Annotated in this window: 18 protein-coding genes; 9 read left to right on the forward strand and 9 right to left on the reverse strand. The window is 70.8% G+C overall.

Annotation, left to right across the window (positions count from 1 at the left end; genetic code table 11):
- Positions 1-3: 3 nt before the first annotated feature.
- The 3 genes from IF46_RS0116765 to IF46_RS0116775 form a co-directional block, all read right to left on the reverse strand.
- The gene (locus tag IF46_RS0116765) at positions 4-522 is read right to left on the reverse strand and encodes a TrmH family RNA methyltransferase (protein WP_084597932.1); all 519 of its coding nucleotides are present in this window, start codon (positions 520-522) and stop codon (positions 4-6) included.
- 243 nt (positions 523-765) lie between these two features.
- A complete protein-coding gene (locus IF46_RS0116770; RefSeq protein ID WP_030489291.1) occupies positions 766-3,249 on the reverse strand; it encodes a DNA gyrase/topoisomerase IV subunit A in 2,484 nt (827 codons plus the stop codon).
- 32 nt (positions 3,250-3,281) lie between these two features.
- Positions 3,282-5,339 carry a DNA topoisomerase IV subunit B gene (locus IF46_RS0116775; protein WP_030489292.1) on the reverse strand — a complete coding sequence of 686 codons (2,058 nt, stop codon included), beginning with the start codon at positions 5,337-5,339 and terminating at the stop codon, positions 3,282-3,284.
- A 278-nt stretch (positions 5,340-5,617) separates the two neighbouring features.
- Between IF46_RS0116775 and IF46_RS0116780 the strand changes: the two genes are divergently transcribed.
- Complete coding sequence (locus IF46_RS0116780; protein WP_030489293.1) at positions 5,618-6,316, forward strand: hypothetical protein; 699 nt, start codon at positions 5,618-5,620, stop codon at positions 6,314-6,316.
- 186 nt (positions 6,317-6,502) lie between these two features.
- On the forward strand, positions 6,503-7,759 hold the full coding sequence (locus IF46_RS0116785; protein ID WP_030489294.1) for a hypothetical protein: 1,257 nt from the start codon (positions 6,503-6,505) through the stop codon (positions 7,757-7,759).
- A gap of 80 nt (positions 7,760-7,839) precedes the next feature.
- Here IF46_RS0116785 and IF46_RS34415 read toward each other — a convergent pair whose 3' ends face one another.
- Positions 7,840-8,010 (reverse strand): hypothetical protein, encoded by a 171-nt coding sequence (locus IF46_RS34415; RefSeq protein WP_157563104.1) that lies wholly within the window; start codon positions 8,008-8,010, stop codon positions 7,840-7,842.
- Between the two features lie 218 nt (positions 8,011-8,228).
- Between IF46_RS34415 and IF46_RS0116795 the strand changes: the two genes are divergently transcribed.
- Positions 8,229-8,858: a hypothetical protein gene (locus tag IF46_RS0116795; protein WP_036392289.1), complete on the forward strand. Its 630-nt coding sequence runs from the start codon at positions 8,229-8,231 to the stop codon at positions 8,856-8,858.
- Positions 8,859-8,964: 106 nt separating this feature from the next.
- Positions 8,965-9,336 carry a hypothetical protein gene (locus tag IF46_RS0116800; RefSeq protein ID WP_030489296.1) on the forward strand — a complete coding sequence of 124 codons (372 nt, stop codon included), beginning with the start codon at positions 8,965-8,967 and terminating at the stop codon, positions 9,334-9,336.
- Positions 9,337-9,358: 22 nt separating this feature from the next.
- On the opposite strand, the gene IF46_RS0116805 is transcribed toward IF46_RS0116800, so the two are convergent.
- A complete protein-coding gene (locus IF46_RS0116805; protein ID WP_051723961.1) occupies positions 9,359-10,264 on the reverse strand; it encodes a DUF72 domain-containing protein in 906 nt (301 codons plus the stop codon).
- A gap of 130 nt (positions 10,265-10,394) precedes the next feature.
- Between IF46_RS0116805 and IF46_RS0116810 the strand changes: the two genes are divergently transcribed.
- Complete coding sequence (locus IF46_RS0116810; protein ID WP_030489298.1) at positions 10,395-10,898, forward strand: DinB family protein; 504 nt, start codon at positions 10,395-10,397, stop codon at positions 10,896-10,898.
- Between the two features lie 39 nt (positions 10,899-10,937).
- Here the strand turns inward: IF46_RS0116810 and IF46_RS0116815 are convergent, their stop codons facing one another.
- Together IF46_RS0116815 and IF46_RS0116820 are read right to left on the reverse strand one after the other, a co-directional pair.
- Positions 10,938-13,001, reverse strand: a complete 2,064-nt coding sequence (locus tag IF46_RS0116815) for a glycogen debranching N-terminal domain-containing protein (RefSeq protein WP_030489299.1) — start codon at positions 12,999-13,001, stop codon at positions 10,938-10,940.
- Positions 12,998-13,405: an SCP2 sterol-binding domain-containing protein gene (locus tag IF46_RS0116820; RefSeq protein WP_051723962.1), complete on the reverse strand. Its 408-nt coding sequence runs from the start codon at positions 13,403-13,405 to the stop codon at positions 12,998-13,000. The genes IF46_RS0116815 and IF46_RS0116820 overlap by 4 nt, the downstream gene beginning before the upstream one ends.
- 160 nt (positions 13,406-13,565) lie before the next feature.
- Here IF46_RS0116820 and IF46_RS0116825 point away from each other — a divergent pair, with 160 nt between their 5' ends.
- Positions 13,566-14,612 (forward strand): NAD(P)-dependent alcohol dehydrogenase, encoded by a 1,047-nt coding sequence (locus tag IF46_RS0116825; RefSeq protein ID WP_030489301.1) that lies wholly within the window; start codon positions 13,566-13,568, stop codon positions 14,610-14,612.
- A gap of 9 nt (positions 14,613-14,621) precedes the next feature.
- Here the strand turns inward: IF46_RS0116825 and IF46_RS0116830 are convergent, their stop codons facing one another.
- A complete protein-coding gene (locus IF46_RS0116830) occupies positions 14,622-15,131 on the reverse strand; it encodes a mycothiol transferase (protein ID WP_030489302.1) in 510 nt (169 codons plus the stop codon).
- Positions 15,132-15,188: 57 nt separating this feature from the next.
- Here IF46_RS0116830 and IF46_RS0116835 point away from each other — a divergent pair, with 57 nt between their 5' ends.
- Positions 15,189-15,704, forward strand: coding sequence for a 2'-5' RNA ligase family protein (locus IF46_RS0116835; protein ID WP_030489303.1), 516 nt, complete (start codon positions 15,189-15,191; stop codon positions 15,702-15,704).
- Positions 15,705-15,823: 119 nt separating this feature from the next.
- Complete coding sequence (locus IF46_RS0116840; protein WP_030489304.1) at positions 15,824-16,009, forward strand: hypothetical protein; 186 nt, start codon at positions 15,824-15,826, stop codon at positions 16,007-16,009.
- A 16-nt stretch (positions 16,010-16,025) separates the two neighbouring features.
- On the opposite strand, the gene corA is transcribed toward IF46_RS0116840, so the two are convergent.
- Positions 16,026-17,159 (reverse strand): magnesium/cobalt transporter CorA, encoded by a 1,134-nt coding sequence (corA, locus tag IF46_RS0116845; RefSeq protein ID WP_030489305.1) that lies wholly within the window; start codon positions 17,157-17,159, stop codon positions 16,026-16,028.
- Between the two features lie 169 nt (positions 17,160-17,328).
- Between corA and IF46_RS0116850 the strand changes: the two genes are divergently transcribed.
- Complete coding sequence (locus IF46_RS0116850; protein WP_051723963.1) at positions 17,329-19,287, forward strand: hypothetical protein; 1,959 nt, start codon at positions 17,329-17,331, stop codon at positions 19,285-19,287.
- The last annotated feature ends 51 nt before the right edge of the window (positions 19,288-19,338 follow it).

Below are 19,338 nucleotides of genomic sequence, written 5' to 3' on the forward strand. Positions count from 1 at the left end.
GGGCTAGAGGAGGCCGGCTAGTTTGTAGAGGACCAGGGAGCCGGCTACCGCCACGTTCAGGCTGTGGCCGTGGCCAACCATGGGAATCTCCACCGCCGCGTCCAGATGGTCGAGCACCTCGGGCGGGATGCCGGTCGCCTCGTGGCCCAACAGCACCACGGTGCGGCCCCGAGCGGCGGGCAGATCACCGAGCCGGACGGCCTCGTCGGCCAGTTCCACCCCGAGGACTCGGGTGCCCGCGGCCCGTTCGGCGGCCAGCCAGCGCAGCGGACTACCGACCCGGTGGACGCAGCCCGGCCCGCGCAACGTATTGCCCCGAGCCACGGCCTCGTCCACCCAGCGAAACGGGGGTACGGCGAGGCACGCACCGACCGCGTCGCAGGTACGTAACAGGGTGCCCAGGTTCGCGCCGTGCATCGGCCAGAGTGGCGCGGCAATCAGGTGACCCCAGCAGCGGTGTGGCCGGGGACGGCGGGCGGCGCGTAGCTCACGCCTCGGCCGGACCCGGATGGCGGCGCTCACGCCGCGCCGGCGACTCCGCCGGACAAAGAAGAGATCATGTTGAGGGGTGCTTAGCGGCGCACCCAGACCCTCACCGACAACAGAGCCCTCACCATACCGCGCCAACTGACGCCCCACTCCGCATGATCGTGCTCGATCCTGGAAGTAGTGGCATCACCGACGCGGCGACGCCACTCGATCCTGGATCGAGCGCACGATCATGCGGGCGCACTGGGGGCGGCGCGACAACCCGAGGCGGGTGGGTCAGTCGCGTTCGATGAGGTGGCCCACCACCGTTGGACCGAGCATCACCGCGAAGCCGCTGCCGTCGCGGCGCGGGTCGGCGGCCGGCAGCTCCACCGGGTCGCCGGTGGCGGTCGCGCCGACCGGTCGCGGGCCCACCCAGGCAACGGCCACGTCCGTCTCGCCCTTGAGGAAACGATGCGCGCGCACGCCGCCGGTCGCCCGGCCCTTCGCCGGGTACGCCTTGAACGGCGTCACCTTGACCGTCGCGCCGGTGGAGGTGACCACCATCGGCTCACCATGCCCCGGGTCGTCGGTGCGGACCGCGCCGAAGAACGCGACCTGCGCCCCGGCCGGCAGGTTGATTCCGGCCATTCCGCCGCCCTTGAGGCCCTGCGGACGGACCAACCCGACGGGGAAGCGCAACAGCGACGCCTCGGACGTGACGAAGGTCAGCGTCTCGGTGCCGTCGGTCAGCCAGGTCGCCCCAACCACCTCGTCACCGTCGCGCAGACCGATCACCTCGAACTCGTCGGAACGCACCGGCCACTCCGGCGCGCAGATCTTCACCGCGCCCTGCCGGGTGCCCAGCGCCAGCCCCGGTGAGCCCTCCGCCTGCCCGCCGAGCGGGGCCAGGCCGACGACCGTCTCCCCCGCCGCCAAGGGCACCAGCTCAGCCGCGGACATGCCGCCACGCAGGGACACCGTGCCGGCCTGCTCGGGCAGCACCGGCAGCGGCAGGACGTCGACCTTGAACGCCCGACCGGCGCTGGTCAACAGCAGCACCCGACCACGGGCGGTGGAGTGCACGATCGCGCGTACCGTGTCGTGCTTGACCCGGCCGTTGCGTCGGCGCCCCTCGGCGCTCTCCTCCGACTCGGCCGCGGTCCGGGCGACCAGCCCGGTCGCGGAGAGGATCACCTGGCACGGGTCGTCGGCGACCTCCAGCGGGCCGGCCGGCGCGGACGCGGCCAACACCTCCTTCAGATCACCGTCGACAAGGGTCGTACGCCGTTCGGTGCTGAACTGCTTGACCACGGCGGCCAGCTCGTCGGAGACCACCTTCTTGAGCACCCGCTCGTCGTCGAGGATCTTGCTCAGCTCGGCGATCTCGGCGCGCAGCCGCTCCTGCTCGGTCTCCAGCTCGATCCGGTCGAACTTGGTCAGCCGGCGCAGCGGAGTGTCCAGGATGTAGGTGGCCTGGATGTCGGAGAGGCCGAACCGGGTCATCAGCCCGTCCTTCGCGGCCTGCGCGTCGTCGCTGCCTCGGATCAGCCGGACCACCTCGTCGATGTCCAGTAGAGCGATCAGCAGACCGTCGACCAGGTGCAGCCGCTCCTGACGCTTGCGCCGACGGTACGAGGTGCGCCGGGTGACCACCTCGTAGCGGTGGGTCAGGAACACCTCCAGCAGCGCCTTCAGCCCCAGCGTGCGCGGCTGCCCATCGACCAGGACCAGGTTGTTGACGCCGAACGACTGCTCCAGCGGGGTCAGCCGGTAGAGGTCGGCGAGCAGCGCCTGCGGGTTGACGCCGACCTTGCACTCGACGACGAGCCGGGTGCCGCTCTCCCGGTCGGTGAGGTCCTTGACGTCGGCGATGCCGGTCAGCCGCTTGGTCTTGGTGACCTCATTGGTGATCGCGGCGATGACCTTCTCCGCGCCGACGCCGTAGGGAAGCTCGACCACGGTGATGGCCTGGCGGCCCCGGCTGCCCTCGATCGGGCCGATCTCCACCTTGCCGCGCATCCGCACCACGCCGCGACCCGTCTCGTACGCCCGGCGCACCTCGTCCAGACCGAGCAGCACCCCACCGGTGGGCAGGTCCGGGCCGGGGACGAACTCCATGAGTTTATCCAAAGTGGCGTCCGGATGGTTGATCAGCCAGCGGGCCGCAGAGACGACCTCCGCCAGGTTGTGCGGGATCATGTTGGTGGCCATCCCGACCGCGATCCCGGACGCGCCGTTGACCAGCAGGTTGGGGAAGGCCGCCGGCAGCACGGTCGGCTGGGTCAGCGACCCGTCGTAGTTGGGCTCGACGTCGACGGTGTCCTCGCCCAGCTCACCGACGAGCAGCATGGCCTCGCGGGACATCCGAGCTTCGGTGTAGCGCGACGCGGCCGGGCCGTCGTCTGGCGACCCGAAGTTGCCGTGCCCGTCGATGAGGGGAACGTTGAGGGAGAAGTCCTGTGCGAGGCGGACCATCGCGTCGTAGATCGCTGTGTCGCCGTGTGGGTGGTACTTACCCATCGTGTCGCCGACGATGCGCGCGGACTTCACGTGCCCGCGATCAGGTCGGTAGCCCTGCTCGTACATCGACCAGAGGATGCGCCGGTGCACGGGCTTGAGGCCGTCGCGCGCGTCGGGCAGGGCGCGGGAGTGGATGACCGAGAACGCGTACTCCAGGTAGGAGTCGGAGACCTCGGTGACCAGCGGGTTGTCGAAGACCCGCGCGCCGGCCTGGTCGAACGAGGAGAGATCGACCTTGTTTTCCTTACGGCGTGCCATGACTCAGCTCTCCACTCGAGAAAAACGCTCGCTCATGCGTCGATCGCATCGCGGTCGACACGGTCGGCGGAGTCGATCAGCCAGTTGCGGCGCGGCTCGACCTTCTCGCCCATCAGCAGTTCGAGGATCCGCTCGGCGGCGTCCACGTCGTCGAGGGTGATCCGGCGGACGGCGCGGGTGGCCGGGTTCATCGTGGTGTCCCACAACTCGTCGGCGTCCATCTCACCGAGACCCTTGAACCGTGGGATGGGCGTGACGATCTGCTTGCCGGCCTTCTCCAGCTTGCGGACCGTCGTCTCCATCTCGGCCTGGGTGTAGGTGTAGACGGTCTGCGGGCTACGCCCCTTGGTGGTGATCTTGTGGAGGGGCGGCATCGCGGCGTAGAGCCGACCGGCCTCGATCAACGGCCGCATGTAGCGGGCGAAGAGGGTGATCAGCAGCGTCCGGATGTGGGCGCCGTCCACGTCGGCGTCGGCCATGATCAGCACGCGGCCGTAACGCAACGCGGAGAGATCGAAGGTACGCCCCGAGCCGGCGCCGAGGACCTGCACGATGGCCGCGCACTCGGCATTGTCCAGAACCTGCTGGAGGTTGGCCTTCTGCACGTTGAGGATCTTGCCGCGGATCGGCAGCAGCGCCTGGTATTCCGAGGAGCGGGCCATGCGGCTCGTCCCCAAGGCGCTGTCACCCTCGACGATGAACAGCTCGCTGCGGTCGATGCCGGTGGCCCGGCAGTCGACCAGCTTCGGCGGCATCGACGCGCCTTCCAGGGCGGTCTTGCGCCGGGCGGCGTCCTTCTGTTGCTTCTGGGTGAGGCGCACCCGGGCGGCGTCGACGATCTTCTGAAGGACGGTGCGCGCCTCGGCCTTGGTGCGCTTGTCCTCCAGCCAGGCCTTGACGTGCGCGTCGATCAGGGTCTGGATGACCTTGGTGATGCCGCTGGTGGAGAGTTCGTCCTTGGTCTGCGAGGTGAACTGCGGCTCGGGGATCCGCACGTGCACCACGGCGGTCATCCCCTCCAGGACGTCGTCCAGGGTGGGCGGCTCCTCCTTGGCCTTGAGCAGACCGCGGGTGTTGCGGATCGCGTCGGCGAGCGCGCGGACGAGGGCCCGCTCGAACCCCTTGCGGTGGGTGCCGCCGTGCGCGTTGCGGATGGTGTTGGTGAAGCACTCGACGGTGCGCTCGTAGCCGGTGCCCCACCGGAACGCCACCTCGACCTCGGCCCGCCGCTGCACGTTCGACTGCATGACGCCGTTGGCGTCGGCGGCGTTCTCCCGGTAGGTGCCCTCGCCGTTGACAAGCAGCGTGCCGGAGACCGGCCGGTCGCCGGCCGGGGCGAGGAACTCCACCATGTCGCTGAGCCCGTTGGGGTAGTGGAACCGCTCCTCGGCGGGCGCCTCCCCGGTCAGGTCGCGCAGCAGGTAGGTCACGCCAGGGACCAGGAACGCGGTGTTGCGCAGCTTCATGCGGACGGCGTCGACGTCGAGTGCGGCGCCGGTCTCGAAGTAGCGGGCGTCGTGCCACCAGCGGATCGAGGTGCCGGTGCGCTGGTTGCGCTTCATGGCGCCGGTCACCTGGAGGCCGGGGCCGGCGGTGAAGGCCGCGTCCGGCCCGTCGCCGTCGAAGATGCCCGGGACACCGTGCCGGAACGACATCGCGTGGACCTTGCCGGCACGGCGGACGGTGACGTCGAAGCGGCGGGACAGCGCGTTGACCGCCGACGCGCCGACGCCGTGCAGGCCGCCGGAGGTCTTGTAGCCGGAGCCGCCGAACTTGCCGCCGGCGTGCAGTCGGGTCAGCACCAGCTCGACGCCGGAGATGCCGGACTTGGCGTGCACGTCGGTGGGGATGCCCCGGCCGTCGTCGTCGACCTGCACCGAGCCGTCGGCGTGCAGGATCACCTCGACGTGGCTGGCGTGACCGGCGACTCCCTCGTCGGTGGAGTTGTCGAGGATCTCGTTGACGAGGTGACCCACGCCACGGCTGTCGGTGGAACCGATGTACATGCCGGGCCGCTTGCGAACAGCGTCCAGCCCCTCAAGGTGGGTGAGGTCATCGGCCCCGTACAGGGTGTCAGGCTCTGCGGTCAACGCGTCGTACTCCCCGGTCTCGGCGGTGTGCTGCCGGTCACCGGCGACATCAGCCGGCGTGGCGCGCCGCAGCGAGCCTAGCCCGAGGCTAGGACAAGTCCCGGAGGACCTACGCGACCCGCCGCGCGTCGGGGCCCGGACGTGAGCCAACGAACAACCGACTGGTGATCATGGGACCACGCAGAGGCACCGTCACCGGTACTCTCCCGCATAACGTGGTCGGTTGAGCGCAGAGGGTGGCACCGGCCCGGAGTCGGGGAGATCGGGGGGCGGTCGAGGTGGACGAGACGACACGCGAGGCCCTGCGGCGCTCCCTCGGCACCCGGGCCCGGCGATGGCTGCTCGTGGGCACCCTGGTGGCGGGGCTGCTGGCCGCCGTGGCGCTGGTCGCAGCGGTGGCGCCCGCCGACCGGACCTTCGCCGAGCTCTCGGGCACCGTGCAGAGCCTGATGTCGGTTATGACGCCACTCTTCGGCATCCTGCTGGTCCGCGATCTGCGCCGAGCGCCGGTCCGCGTCCCGGTCCTGCCCACCGTGCTCGCGGTGGGGCTGCCGGCGGTGGTCATCGGCGTTGTCGGTGTGCTGATCTGCGCCGCGACGCTGGCCCTCACCCCGGCCGAGGTCGCCGACGAGCCGTGGCGGTTCGCCGGGACGGTCGCGGTGGGCAGTGTGCTGGTGCAGATCGTCGCCGGCCTGGTCGGCACCGGGCTGGGCCTGCTGCTGCGCTCAGTGGTGGTGGCGTTCCTGGCCACGATCATCCTGCCGCTGGGCTTGTTCGCGCTGCTGGGCGCCGTGGACGCCCTCCGTCCGGCGCAGCCGTGGCTCACCCCGCTCGGCAGCGTACGCAACCTGCTCTCGGGCGAAATGAGCCCAGCGCGGTGGGTGCAGTGGCTGTGCGTACTCCTGATCTGGGGTGTCGGTCTGAACACCGTGGGCGCGGCTCTGCTGCGCCGCCGCAGCGGCCCGACCGGTCGCTAGCTCCGCGCGCCGACGGGCGCGGGTCAGTGGGGTCGACGACCCGGCGCGCGGGCGCATAGGACGTCGCGCCTACACGCACGTGTCTTTCATCGAACGATTCTGTTACGGGCCATTGACGCCCGTCGCACGGGGGTGATCTGATCGCGCTCTCAGAGAATCTTTCATCTTTCGATGGATGGGGGCCCCATGCCCAGGATCCGGCGTACCGCGCTCGCCGCGGCACTGACGATCGCCATGGCCGCGTTGTCGACCGCCGTCGCGCTGCCCGCACCCGCGTCCGCCGCGCTGCCCACCGCCGCGGTGGCGCTCGGGGACAGCTTCATCAGTGGCGAGGGCGCCGGGGCGTACACCCCGGTGGTCGACGCCAACGGCGTCAGCCAGGGCTTCCCCGGTTGGACGGCGGCGAACAACAACGCGTTCTTCTGCCACCGATCGGCGAACGCCTCGCTCAACCAGGCCAACCTGCCGGGCATCCAGAACCGGTTCAACCTGGCCTGCTCCGGCGGCCAGCCACACGACATCGCCAACGCCTCCCAGGCGCGGACCAACGGCCGCACCGTGGCCTCGCAGCTGAGCCAGCTGCGCGCCGTCGCGCAGACCCAGGACATCGACCTGGTGCTGATCGGCCTCGGCTCCAACAACAGCTCGTTCACCTTCGGCAGCGTCGCGGAGAAGTGCGCCAACCGGTTCATCGCCGACGCCTGGACCGGCTGGTGGGAGTTCTGGGCGTACCTGAACGGACCGGTCGAGCAGAAGCCGTGCAGCGACGCCGACCTGGCCACCGCCGCGCAGCTCAGCGCCGCGACCGCGGAGACCACCGCGGCCGTACGCCAGATCCTGACCACCCTCGACCAGGTGGACGCGGACGGGCAGCACCGGGTGGTGTTCCAGGACTACACGAACCCGCTGCCGCTGGACCTGAACCAGCAGTTCCACGAGGAGGACAGCCGCGACGACACCCGGGACAAGTTCCGTGACCTGGGCGCCGAGCGTTACGCCGCTGGTTGCCCGATCCACCGGGCGAGCCTGGCGCCGGGGCACCGCTTCTCCCAGGGCCTCGGCGGCATCGTGAAGTCCACCCGGGACACTCTGGCCGCCGAGTTCCCCGCTGACGACCTGGTCTACCTGAACGTGCAGCAGGCGTTCAACGGGGCCCGGCTCTGTGAGCAGACGAGCAGCCCGAGCGGCGCGCTGGCCACGCCGATCCGGCTCCAGGACGGCGCGACCGGCACCTTCGTCACCAGCCTCTCCGGCAAGGACAAGATCGCCATCCAGCGGATCGCCAACACCTGCGTGAGCTACTTCCAGACCTGCCAGGAGTCGTGGCACCCGAACGCCACCGGGCACCAGGTGCTCGGTGCGTGCCTGAGCGGCGCGGCCTCCACCAGCGCCCGATCAGTGGCCTGCGTCCGCGCCGGCAACGGGACGATCTCGGTCTCCTGACCGCCGCGTCCTTCGGAGGCCCCGCCACTCGGCGGGGCCTCCGTCGCGAACCGACCGCCGGCCGCTACCCGCCGGTCGGCTCACTCGTCCTGGTCCAGCGGCACCAGCTCGCCGTCGCGCTCCACCTGGATCTCCGCGTGATCCTTACGGGGTGCGACCTCGGCCGTGTTCCGATGTGGGTCGTTGTCGGGGTGCATGAGCACCGCGTCTGTTTTGGGGGTCTTCTCCCGGCTCTCGTCCGGCTGCGACATCGCGTTCCCCTCTCGTCGGCGTTGCTTGCGGATCTACCCGCCACCGGGCGAACGACTCCTGCCGAGGCGATGCCGGCCCACCGGCACCACTGATGTCAGGTAGCTCCCCGGCACAGCACGTAGCTCCCCACCCCGGCGCGGGTCGGCCCGTCCGGGGCGGGGTTAGCCGCCCGACCGGCGGGTAAGCCGCAGCGCCCGACACGGCGGAAGGGGATCACATGTCCGAACGGCATACCGCACTGCGCTCGATGCACGACCTGGGCCTGGCGGCCTGGTTTGGCGGCTCCCTCATGGGTGCCTTCGGCGTCAACGGCGCAGCGGCGAAAATCAGCGACTCGACCCAGCGGCTTCCGGTCGCCTCGGCCGGGTGGTCCAAGTGGACCCCGGTCAACGCGGCCGCGATCGGCGCCCATCTGGCCGGCGCTGTCGGCGAGTTGGTGACCGAGAGCCCACGGGTGGCGGCCCAGTCCGGCGTCGGCCGGGCCAGCGCCATCAAGACCGCGTTGACGATCGGCGCGCTGGCGGTGACCGGCTACAGCCGGTTGATCGGCATGCGGTTGGAGAAGGCGGGCGGCCCATCGGTGAGCGGTGCCACCGAGCCGAACCACCAGACCCCAGCCAGCGTGGCCGCGTCGCAACGGCAGATGAAGCTGCTCCAGTGGGCCATTCCGGCGCTGACCGGGACCCTTGTCGTGGTCACCGCGTACATGGGTGAGCAGCAGAAGCCCGGCCAGGTCTTCCGAGGAATACTCGGGCGAGCCGGCGGGGCGAAGGGCGCCTCGAAGGGCGTGATCAAGATGGCGGGAATGAGCAACGGCAAGCGGCCGATGGCGATGGCCGGACGCTGAACGTCGGGCCGGCCGGCGCCCCGCCGCCACCTCGACGGCGGGGCGCCGGTCGGCCACGGACGGCACATCGTCCGCCGGTAGCGGCGGACCGACGAGCGGGGTGGCCATGACGGCGCACAAGGGACGCAGCGGCGACAACGACCGGCTGGAGCCGGAGGCGGTGAAGCCGTGGGGCACCGGTGACGGCTTCGACGCCGACGCGCCCTGGGGCACGGATGAGGACTCACCGATGGACGAGGGCAGCGAGGAGACCGCGGTGCCCCAGGGACAGCGTGGAGATCGGCGCGCGGGCGCCCCCGCGGGCCCGTCGAACCCGGCCGGACGCCACGGCTTCGGCTCGGTCGAGCCGACCCGTACGACGATGGCCGGACCGGGTGCCCCACCCGACCCCGCCCCGAGCGGCCGGACCTTCCCCGACGACGCGGACATCGGCGAATCGACCCAGGACGCATTGCGCAGCCGGGGACGGCGTTCCTGAGCCGGCCGCACAGGCGCGACGATCAGCCGGTCGATCCGACGGCGTGATCGGCGAGCATCGTCTCGGCGAGCAACTGCGCCAGCCGGTTGGCGTCGCGTTGCGCCTGCCCGGCGCAGCAGTTGTTGAACAGCACATGCAGATCGTCGGTGCGACCGGCGAAGTCGGCCAGCAGGCCGGCCCAGTGTCGAAGCTCGTCCTCGGCGTACGCGTACCGGAACTTGTCCTGCTTGTCTCCGTCGCCCCAGGCGTCGCTGTGGCCATGGAACCGGATGATCGCCGGCTCTGCCGTGCTGGTCAGGATCGGTGGCACCGACGACGGATGCCCCTGCGGCATGTCGACGCAGACCAGGGACAAATCGTGGGCGCGCAGCAGATCCTGAGTGTCCGCCGCGGCGGCGTCGTCGAACCAGGAGCGGTGTCGCACCTCCACGGCGACCCGCCACGGCCGGCCGCGCTGCGCCAGCTCGACGATCCGGTGTTCGGCTGCGGGGCTGCGCACCAGCCAGGGCGGGAACTGCAGCAGCACCACACCCAGCTTGCCGGCCGCCGCGATCGGGTCGAGCGCCGCGCGGAACCGGGCCCACAGCTCGTCGTACGCCCGCTCGGGCAGGTCGCGGCGGCGGATCCGGCTCGGGCCGGTGGCCGGACGCAGGTCCCGGGGTAGCGCGGCGACCGGCGTCGGATGGCCGGTGAAGAGGCTGAACGCCTTGACGTCGAAGGTGAAGTCGTCAGGTGTGGCGTCCACCCAGCCCTGCGTGATCTCTGGTGTCGGAATGGCGTAGTAGGACGTGTCCACCTCGACCAGCGGGAACCGGCTGGCGTAGAAGCCCAGTCGACGGGCCGGGGTGCTGGCCGAGCGCGGGTACCACCCGGCGCGCAGCAGCGACTGGTCCGCCCAGGACGACGTGCCCACCTTCATCACACCCATGTCATTCAGTGGACCGCCACGGGCCCGGATCGGCAACCGCTGGCGGGCTTCCACGGCCCCCGTGTCGAGCCGCGATTGTGTCGGTGGCTGGTCCTAGGTTGGCAGGTGGACATCTACGAAGGGCTTCCAAATGACCAGCACCGAGCAGCTCACCGGCGAGCGGGCCGACCTGTTGCAGACACTTACCAAGCACCGTGGCTTCCTGCTGCACACGGTCGACGGCCTCACCGACGAGCAGGCGGCCACCCGCTCCACCGCCAGCGAGCTCTGCCTCGGCGGCCTCATCAAGCACGTGACCGGCGTCGAGCACCGCTGGATGCTCTTCGCCGTGGGCGGCGCCGAGGCGATGGAGCGCGAGGAGGTCGACTGGGTCGGTCAGTTCCGGATGGCGCCGGACGAGACCCTAGCCGGGCTGGTCGAGCGCTTCCAGGAGGTGGCCGCCCAGACCGACGAGCTGATCGCCACCCTCGACCTGGACTCGGCGCACCCGCTGCCGCAGGCGCCCTGGTTCGAGCCGGGGGCGAGTTGGACGGTCCGTCGGGTGCTGCTGCACCTGATCGCCGAGACGTCCCAGCACGCCGGGCACGCCGACATCCTGCGGGAGTCGATCGACGGCGCCAAGACCATGGGCTGACCCCGGCGGTCCGCATCGCCGACCCCGCCGCCGCGGATCTCAGCGGAGGCGGGGTCGGTGCTGGCCTTCGGTGCTCCGGTCCCTCGCGTAGGCGTCGGAGTGGCCCCACCGGCCCGGGATGTCCAGCAGTTCCAACCGACCGAACCCCTCGGGCACGGCCGGGTTCACCAGCAGGTTGTCGCCGATGGGTCGCAGCCCCAGCGTGGTGCCCAGCAGCATCAGCAGCGCTCCCGACGACCACGACTGCGGGCGGCCGCCCGATGCCAACTTGACGGGATACTTCGTGAGGCTGCGCTCGTAGCCGGCGATCACCTCGGGCACCGCCCCACCGAGCGTCTGCGCCATGTCGAAGATGCCGCCGGCGATCCGTGCCGCTGGCACGTCGAGGCGATAGTGGCGCAGCCCGGCGGCGATCAGCGCGTTGTCCGAGGGCCACACCGCGCCCAGGTGCAGGCCCACCGGGTTGTACGTGCGCTGCCCGGTGGCGAAGGTGCGTACCCCCCAACCGTTGAACAGTCGCGGCCCGACCAGGTGCTCGGCGACCGCCTCCGCGCGGTCGTCCGTGACGATCCCGCTCCACAGCAGGTGCCCGATGTTGGAGGAGAGCGCATCGACCGGCTCGCCGTACGGGTCGAGCGCCAACGCGTAGTAGTCCTGCTGCGGCAGCCAGAAGTCCCGGTTGAAGCGGTCCTTCAGCGCTGCGGCTTCCCGCTCCAACCGGTCGGCGTACGCGGGGTCGCCCCAGAACTCCCGGGCCAGCCGCGCGCCGCGCCGCTTCGCGTCGTACGCGTAGCCCTGCAACTCGCAGGTCGCGCGGGGGAAGGCGGGTTGTCGGCCGTGGGCGTTGACGATGCCGTCCGGAGAGTCCTTCCAACCCTGGTTGATCGTGCCGTCGCGCTCGTTGCGCCGCTGGTAGCGCAGGTAGCCGTCCCCGGTCAGGTCGCCGTAGTCGTCGATCCAGTCCAACGCCATCCGGGCCGGGTGGCGCAGCTCGCGGACCAGGTCGGCGTCACCGGACCAGCGTTCGTACTCGTCGAGCAGGACGACGAAGAGCGGGGTGGTGTCCGCTGCCCCGTAGTACAGCGCGCTCGACCGGTCGCCGAACGCCCCCGTCTCGCCGTAGCGCAGCTGAGCGAGGATCTTGCCCGGCTCCTCGTCCAGCGCGTCGTCGAGCTGGCCGCCCTGCATGAGCGCGAGCATCCGCAGCGTCGCGGGGGTCAGCTCGGGCGTGAACGCCATCGTCTGGAGGCAGGTGATGATGCCGTTGCGGCCGCACAGCCCCATCGCCCACGGCAGACCACCGATCGGCACCCGCTCGCGGTACGACAACGGCTTGTACCGCAGTGCCGCCAGGTCGGCGAGGCTGCCCCGGTAGGTCTCCTCCAGCCCGTTGCGTTCGGCCACCAACCGCGGCGCCCGGTCCAGCCACTCCGACAGGTCCTCACGCATCCCCGTCCGCACGGCCTGCTGGTGCGACTGAAGGTCCTCGCGCAGGTCCCGGCCCTCCTCGCCACCGATGGTCAGGCTGACGTGCAGGTCGGTCTCCCACTTGCCCTCGGGTGCGATCCGGATCCGGAACGTCATTCCCCCCTCGTCGACCTCGGCGGGGACGGTGCTGCGCACGGTGGTCTCGCGGATGAACCGCTCCCGCTGGTAGCGCAGCACGAGCCGCTGGCTCGCCGAGTCGGCGGAGATCTGGACGGCCCGCTGCCGGAGGTGCCCGACCTCGATGATGTCGGTGAAGTCGCTGGCCATCTCCATGCGGACGGTGAACTCGGCATGCTGCGACGAGTGGTTGAGCACGGTGATCTTCTCGTGGAAGCAGTCGTGCACCGAGCGGTGCCTGATGATCGACACATCGGCGTCGACGTAGTGGCTCGCGGCGCCGGGCACCAGGAAGAACCGGGTCTCGAAGTACGTCATGTCGTCGCGGGAGAGCGCGTTGATCCGTTCACCGTCGATCCTGAGCACCCAGTGGGACAGAAACCGGGTGTCGTACGCGAAGAGGCCGACCGGTGTCTGCGGATCGACCTCGATGTCGCCCTGGGCGTCGCTGATCGCGAACACGTTGCCCGCGATGACGTGCACCAGTTCCTGCCTCACGGCTGCTCATCACGCAGCGGCGTCGCGGCCCGGCCGACCAGCGCGGCCCGGCCCAGCTCACGCGGATGACGTGCGCCGCGCGGCCCGGAGAAGATCCGCCGCAGCAGCATCAGCAGTTGCATGTTGCCCTGCACGGTCAGCTCGTTGCGCAGCAGGCCGGCGCCCGGATGCAACTCACCACGGGCCATCCGGTCGAAGACCGCCCGATCGGCCCGCACCACCAGCTCGGCGTCGTCGGCCGAGCGGGTCACCCGGACGTGTTGGTCGGCGATGGTCAGGTACCAGTGCTCGGTGCAGCCGTCGCTGCGGACATCCAGCCGCAGTGTGCCCGCGGTGGTCTCCGGCAGGTCGGGACGCCGGCCGGCGTCCAGCTGTTGCAGGTGCTGCTCGACCGTCGTGCCCATCAGGTCCCCTCCCCACGTCTGGGCAGGATCGCCCATGTCGGGGTGAGCGCGGTTCACCCGAAGCAGGTGAGGTGCCAGATCCGCCCTGACATCGGCCCTGTTTGCTCTGAGATGTGGTGGGCACGCCAGTGGTTCGGCCGAGACGGACGGGAGCACCGCTATGCGCGCGCTGCGGTTACGAGAGTGGAAGTCGGAACCGGAGTTGGTCGAGGTTCCCGACCCGACGCCCGGGCCGGGTCAGGTGGTGGTCCGGATCGGCGGTGCCGGCGCCTGCCATTCCGACCTGCACCTGATGGACGAGTTCGAGCCGGGCACGATGCCCTGGAACCCGCCGTTCACCCTCGGGCACGAGAACGCCGGTTGGGTGCACGCCCTCGGTAACGGGGTGACCGGGCTGTCCGTCGGCCAACCTGTCGCCGTCTTCGGCGCGTGGGGCTGCGGCACCTGCGCCCGTTGCCGGGTCGGCGTGGACCCGTACTGTGAGAACCCATCCGGCGCGCCGGTGCCGAGCGGGGGTGGCGGGCTCGGGTTGGACGGCGGCATGGCCGAGTTCGAGCTGGTCCCGGACGCGCGGCACGTCGTACCCCTGCCGGAAGGGCTGGATCCGGCGGAAGCCGCCCCGCTGACCGACGCGGGACTCACCCCGTACCACGCCATCCGACGCTCCTGGCCGAAGCTGCCACCGGGCAGCACGGCCGTGGTGATCGGGGTCGGCGGGCTGGGGCATGTGGGTGTGCAGATCCTCAAGGCCACCACGGCCGCGCGCGTGATCGCCGTGGACACTAGAGCTGAGGCGCTGCGGCTTGCCGAGGAGTGCGGCGCCGAGCGCACCGTGACCTCCGGGCCGACCGCCGCCGAGGAGGTCCGGGACGCCACCGGAGGGCGCGGCGCCGACGTGGTGCTGGACTTCGTCGGCACGGACAGCACCCTGGCGCTCGGCGTGGCGGCAGCCCGCACCGTGGGCGACCTGACCATCGTGGGGATCGGCGGCGGCACCGTGGGGGTGTCGTTCTTCTCCGTGCCCTACGAGGTGAATATCGCCACCACCTACTGGGGCAGCCGCCCCGAACTGGTGGAGGTGCTCGACCTGGGTGCCCGAGGCCTGGTCCGCCCGAAGACCACGACCTTCGCGCTGGGAGACGCCCTGGACGCGTACCGCCAATTGCGCGACGGGACCCTGGAGGGTCGCGCGGTGATCGTGCCGTGAGTCCGACGTTCAGTCGGCCTGGATGAGGCCGCGGACAAAGGCGGCCTGGCCCACGTGTTGCAGGTCGTCCTCGGCGACGCTGATCAACCGGACGCCGAGGGTCACCGGCGGATCCCACGCCTCGTCGACCACCCGGTCCAGGTCCGCAGGGCGCAGGCCGGTCAAGAACGATCCGGTACGCGCCGCGACCGCCTCGTAGTAGTCGATCAACGCCGGCGCGCTCTCCGGCCGCACCGCCGCGACCTGCGCGGCCGAGTGCCCGTAGCCGGTGTCGTCCGGGTCGGCAGCGAGCCCGAACCGCCCGGCCCAGTCGCCGTTCACCCAGATCTGGTCGGTGTCGAGCAGCTGCGCGACGTGGTGGTCCTGCACCCGGGTCAGGTGCCAGACCAGCCAGCCGATCGAGTTGGCACCCGGCCCGGGCTGCTGGCGCAGTTGCTCCGGGCTGAGGCCGTCGACCGCCGCGCGGACGAGGTCGGGCAGCCGGTCGTACGCCTCGGTCAGCAGCTCACTCACATCCACAGGTGTTCAGGTACCGCCGAATCCGGGCGCGCAAACCTCGGCCGCTACGGTGATCGAATGGTCGCCGCGTTGGAGTTGTACCTGGACCCGGACGCCACTCGGCGGATCCGGGTGCTCTGGGACGCGCTGGAGGCCGAGGGCGTGCAGAGCATGCGCTCGCTGCTGGAGCAGCGCCACCGCCCGCACGTCTCGCTCACGGTGGCGCCCCGCTTCGACCCGGATCAGGTCGCCGAGGCGCTACAGGGGACGGTGGTGGCCGCCCCGCTGCGGCTCGACTTCCAGCACGCGGGCCAGTTCGTCGGTCGGGTGCTCTGGCTCGGCCCGGCACCCACACCGGAGTTGCTGGCGCACCACCGGCTGGTGCACGACCGGCTCGCGGCCGCCGGCATCCCCCTCGCCGAGCACTACCAACCAGGGCGCTGGGTGCCGCACTGCACGCTCTCCATGCGGGTGCCGAACACGCTGATGGCCGCCGCGGTGCGCCGCTGTCTGGAGGTGTTGCCGCTGGCCGCGACCGTGGTCGGCGCGGCGATCACCGACCACGCGCGCGGCATCGCCCATCCACTGCCCTGACCGTCGATGGCGTAATGTCCGGTTTGGCGGGCGGCAGTCGGAAACCCGAAAACAAGCGGTGCGGATGCGGCCGGGCGTGGGATGGTTCGAGTGGCTTCGACGAGGAGAGGCAGGGCCCCATGCAGGCTCAGCGCAGGCCACCGCGCACGGAGCGGAGCAAGACCGGGGACGACCGGACCGGCGGCGGGATGACCGGGGCGGCCACGCCACTGACGATCTGGGCGGCCGCCGTCCTGCTCGGCCGGATCAGTGCTGGCGACGACGACGTCGAGGACGAACGACACATCCTGCGCGGCATCGAGTGAATCCCGGCAGCGCGGCTCAGAGCCAGCCGCGCCGCTTGAAGATCACATAGAGGGTGCCGCAGACCAGCAGCATCAACAGCAGCGCGAACAGGTAGCCGAAACGCCAGTTCAGCTCCGGCATGTGGACGAAGTTCATCCCGTACACGGTGCCGATGAGCGTGGGAGCGAAGAGGATCGCCGCCCAGGAGGAGACCTTCTTCAGCTCCTCGTTCTGGGCGTAGCTGGCCGCCGTGAGGCTGCGCATCTCCTCGTTCTGCTGCTGCGAGACGAGGGTGGCGTTGACGGTGAGGATGTTCTGCAACAGGTGCCGGAAACCGTCCACCCGCTCCACCACCTGGGTCAGGTGGTCGGTCACGTCACGCAGGTAACGGCGCAGTTCCTCGTCCGCGCTGGCGCTGCCGGCGCCGTCGGCCAGCGCGTCGAGCACGCTGAGCAGGGGGCGGGCGGCCCGCTGGAACTGGATGACCTCGCGGCTGAGGCCATAGATGCGCCGGCTGGCGTTCGGGTCGCCGCCGAACACCTGGGTTTCGATCTCGTCGATGTCGTTCTCCAGCCCGGCCACCACCGGCGCGTACCCGTCGACGACCTGGTCGAGGATCGCGTACAGGACCGCCTGCGGGCCCCGGGCGAGCATCTGCGCCTCGGTCTCCATCCGCCGCCGCACGGCGGCCAGATCCGGTGCCTCGCCGTGTCGGACGGTGACCACGAAGCCCGGCCCGATGAACAGGTGCAACTCGGAGAACTCGACCTCCTCCCGCAGGTCGTCGTAGCTGGCGGCGCGCAGCACCACGAACAGGGTGTGCCCGTACCGTTCCAGCTTGGGCCGCTGGTGGGCGTTGATCGCGTCCTCGACCGCCAGGTCGTGCAGCCGAAACTCCCGGGCCAGCGAGGTGATCTGGTCGATGTCGGGCCGGTACAGCCCGATCCAGGCCATCGCGCCGTCCTGCTCCTGGAGGCAGCGGTACGTCTCGGCGAGGCCGGACGGCGAGGCGAACCGGTGCCCCCGGATGTAGACCGCGCTGTCCACCAGGCCGCCGTGGACCACGGCGGGCGACTCCGTGGACGCGGCCGTCACGCCGACCCTCGTCTCGTACTCGTCGAGTTGGCGACCGAAGCCGTCACCCGGGCGGAAGCGACGGCCGCCGACCATGCCCTGTCCCCTCCCCCGGTGCCGCCCGGTTCGGCGCACGCCCGCCAACCCGGGGGCGCTGCTTCCCCCCTGTCCTGGGCCCGAAACCCGCCGTGGCGTCGGCTGGGTTCCGCGCACCGGCGGACGGGAGCGGCCCGACGGGCGGATACTCACGGTGACCGTGAGCGGGATGACGGGGGACGCGCCGGTGACTGTCGACAGACGCGCCGGCCGGTTGCGGAGGTGGCTGCTCGACGCCGGCTCGGACCAGGCCGTGCAGCACCCAGGGCCGCACGGGCGCCCGCCGGAGCACCGGCACCACCCGTGGTGGAAGGTGATGTGCCTGACCGGTGTCGACTACTTCTCCACGCTGGGTTATCAGCCGGGCATCGCGGCGTTGGCCGCCGGGGCGCTCTCGCCGGTGGCGACCCTGGTGCTGGTCCTGGTGACCCTGCTGGGCGCGCTGCCGGTCTACCGGCGGGTGGCGGTGGAGAGCCCGCACGGTGAGGGCTCGATCGCGATGCTGGTACGCCTGCTGAGCTACTGGCCGGGCAAGTTGTTGGTGCTGGTGCTGCTCGGTTTCGCGGCCACCGACTTCATCATCACCATCACCCTCTCCGCCGCCGACGCGACGGCGCACATCGACGAGAACCCGTTCTTGCCGAGCGGGTTCAAGGGTCACGAGGTGCTGGTCACGCTGTTGCTCGTGTCGCTGCTGGGCGCGGTCTTCCTCAAGGGATTCACCGAGGCCATCGGGATCGCCGTCGTCCTGGTCGCGGTCTACCTGACCTTGAACGCGGTGGTGGTGGCCGACTCGCTGTGGCGGGTGGTGACGCACCCGAGCGCGGTCGGAGACTGGACCACCGCGCTGACCACCGGGCACGGCGATCCCTGGCTGGTGGTCGGGCTGTCGCTGCTGGTCTTTCCGAAGCTGGCGTTGGGCCTGTCCGGCTTCGAGACCGGGGTCGCGGTCATGCCGAGCGTACGGGGTGACCCGCAGGACTCGGAGGCACGACCGCTGGGCCGGATCCGTGGCGCGCGCCGGCTGCTCACCACCGCCGCAGTGATCATGAGCGTCTTTCTGATCACCAGCAGCGTGACGACCACCGTGCTGACCCCGCCGGAGGCATTCAAACCGGGCGGGCCGGCGAACGGGCGGGCGCTGTCCTACCTGGCGCACGCGCACCTCGGAGAGGTGTTCGGCACCATCTACGACCTGTCCACCATCGCGATCCTCTGGTTCGCGGGGGCGTCGGCGATGGCCGGTCTGCTCAACCTGGTGCCGCGCTACCTGCCCCGCTACGGCATGGCACCGACCTGGGCTCGGGCCGTCCGACCACTGGTGCTGGTCTTCACCGCCGTGGCGTTCCTGATCACGATCGTCTTCAAGGCCAGCGTGGACGCGCAGGGCGGCGCGTACGCCACAGGTGTCCTGGTGTTGATCACCTCGGCCGCGACGGCGGTGACGCTCGCGGCGGCGCGGCGTCGTCAGCGTGGCCGCACCATCGCGTTCGGAGTCATCGCGGTGGTCTTCGTCTACACGACGCTGGCGAACGTGGTGGAACGCCCGGACGGCGTCAAGATCGCCGCTTGTTTCATCGGCGGCATCATCGTCGTCTCGCTGCTCTCCCGGCTGTCCCGGGCCTTCGAGCTGCGGGTCGACCACGTCGAGTTGGACCCGGTCGCGACCCGCATGATCGACGAGCGCGCGGGGCGGCGGATCCGCCTCATCGCGCACGAGCCCGACCGGTGCGACGTGGCGGAGTACCGCGCCAAGCTGGCGCAGACCATGGCGGACAACGACTTCCCCGACGACAGCGACGTCATCTTCGTCGAGGTCCAGGTCACCGACCCGTCCGACTTCGAGACCGAGCTGCTGGTCCGTGGCGGTGTCGCGGGCGACCGCTTCTCGGTGCTCAGCCTGGCCAGCTCGTCGGTGCCCAATGCGCTCGCCGCCCTGCTGCTGGAGATTCGCGACCGCAGCGGCCGACGCCCGCACATCTACTTCGAGTGGGCCGAGGGCGGCCCGGGCCGCAACCTGCTGCGCTACCTGGCGTTCGGGCAGGGCGCGATCGCCACGGTCACCCGGGAGATCCTGCGTCGCCAGGAGCCCGACCAGCGACGCCGGCCGCACGTGCACGCCGGCTGACCTGCGGCCGGCGCCCGGTCGGGCACGGTGAGCGTGGTCATAACGACTGGA

Origin of the sequence: Micromonospora chokoriensis, from assembly GCF_000718555.1 — a bacterium.
Taxonomy (GTDB): domain Bacteria; phylum Actinomycetota; class Actinomycetes; order Mycobacteriales; family Micromonosporaceae; genus Micromonospora; species Micromonospora chokoriensis_B.

Bases quoted from the DNA above. Each gene is read 5' to 3' on its own strand.
- IF46_RS0116835 (WP_030489303.1), top strand. From the start codon at position 15,189: ATGGTCGCCGCGTTGGAGTTGTACCTGGACCCGGACGCCACTCGGCGG.
- IF46_RS0116840 (WP_030489304.1), top strand. From the start codon at position 15,824: ATGCAGGCTCAGCGCAGGCCACCGCGCACGGAGCGGAGCAAGACCGGG.
- IF46_RS0116800 (WP_030489296.1), top strand. From the start codon at position 8,965: ATGACGGCGCACAAGGGACGCAGCGGCGACAACGACCGGCTGGAGCCG.
- IF46_RS0116825 (WP_030489301.1), top strand. From the start codon at position 13,566: ATGCGCGCGCTGCGGTTACGAGAGTGGAAGTCGGAACCGGAGTTGGTC.
- IF46_RS0116805 (WP_051723961.1), bottom strand. From the start codon at position 10,264: ATGGGTGTGATGAAGGTGGGCACGTCGTCCTGGGCGGACCAGTCGCTG.
- IF46_RS0116820 (WP_051723962.1), bottom strand. From the start codon at position 13,405: ATGGGCACGACGGTCGAGCAGCACCTGCAACAGCTGGACGCCGGCCGG.
- IF46_RS0116850 (WP_051723963.1), top strand. From the start codon at position 17,329: ATGACGGGGGACGCGCCGGTGACTGTCGACAGACGCGCCGGCCGGTTG.
- IF46_RS0116795 (WP_036392289.1), top strand. From the start codon at position 8,229: ATGTCCGAACGGCATACCGCACTGCGCTCGATGCACGACCTGGGCCTG.
- IF46_RS0116785 (WP_030489294.1), top strand. From the start codon at position 6,503: ATGCCCAGGATCCGGCGTACCGCGCTCGCCGCGGCACTGACGATCGCC.
- IF46_RS34415 (WP_157563104.1), bottom strand. From the start codon at position 8,010: ATGTCGCAGCCGGACGAGAGCCGGGAGAAGACCCCCAAAACAGACGCG.
- corA (WP_030489305.1), bottom strand. From the start codon at position 17,159: ATGGTCGGCGGCCGTCGCTTCCGCCCGGGTGACGGCTTCGGTCGCCAA.
- IF46_RS0116770 (WP_030489291.1), bottom strand. From the start codon at position 3,249: ATGGCACGCCGTAAGGAAAACAAGGTCGATCTCTCCTCGTTCGACCAG.
- IF46_RS0116810 (WP_030489298.1), top strand. From the start codon at position 10,395: ATGACCAGCACCGAGCAGCTCACCGGCGAGCGGGCCGACCTGTTGCAG.